The organism is Halalkalibacter oceani (genome assembly GCF_023715605.1).
Classification (GTDB): Bacteria; Bacillota; Bacilli; order Bacillales; family Bacillaceae_D; genus Halalkalibacter; species Halalkalibacter oceani.
This window is the reverse complement of sequence record NZ_JAMBOL010000069.1, coordinates 1-968: the sequence shown is the minus strand read 5'-3', so window position 1 is coordinate 968 and position 968 is coordinate 1. Positions and strand designations below refer to the sequence as shown.

Genomic DNA, 968 nt, shown 5'->3' with positions numbered 1-968 from the left:
ACTCAAACTTCGCAGACTGAAATTGATAAATAAGCCTTGATATAGGTAGGCAGACCGCTAATCCATTGCTGAAGTTGACTTTTCATCCATTTTTGAATAGTTTTATTTGACTTTTTAAGGGTATCTTGAAGAAGCTCGATTAAGTGTTGTAATGCAACAGCCCAATCCAGTTCATTGACTTCATCACAAAGTTCATAGAAGAGTCCACCTAATGTACGATAATCGTTATGACAACGGTGTTGCCATGACAAAACGATATACCGAGAAAAGACAATCGTTGTATGACTAATGAGTAAATCATAGGACATACCTTGGAACTCTTTTTGAAGACGTAATAAGGATTTGGTCGTTTTAAAGAAGATCTCAATATCCCAACGCATTCCATAGAGACGGACGATTTCTTGTTCAGAAAGCGTACAATCAGTGCTAAGAATCGCCAGCCATTCACTCTTTTTGTTTCGGTTTTGAACAAATACAACTTTGACTGGAATACCATTTGCCATTGTTGTATGAACAGAACGCAAAATGCCTTTCTGGTTCGAAACAGGTGTGGCCACCTTATACAATGCTTTTAAAGATAGCTTTTGATGGTTCACCAAATAGCGTTGATTCGTTGCTTTGACCATTCCAATCACGTCAAGACCGATTTCAACGATAGATTGTATGAGCGGTTGCTGTGTAAACCATGTATCCATTAACACATAGTCCGCTGAGACACCTGCATCTAGTGCTCTCTTGACCATGCTTGGAACAATGGAAGGTGCGGATTCTAACGCTTCTACTCGACGTTTGTATCCAGAACAGCGTTTATCAATGTGTTCGGAAATCCCGTTAATTTGTGCGTTGGTGGAGCTTAACAACGTAAAATCCAGAGGCATGAACGTACAGCCATCCGACCAACCAAGGGTAAGCATACGAAACCCTTTATAGAAACGGTTCTTCAATGAAGAATGATCCATACAACGAGC

Annotated in this window: 1 protein-coding gene; it reads right to left on the bottom strand. The window is 40.1% G+C overall.

The features are described from left to right. Positions 1-2: 2 nt before the first annotated feature. The coding region (locus tag M3202_RS21985) for an IS4 family transposase (protein WP_251225348.1) at positions 3-968 on the bottom strand (966 nt) is incomplete at its 5' end.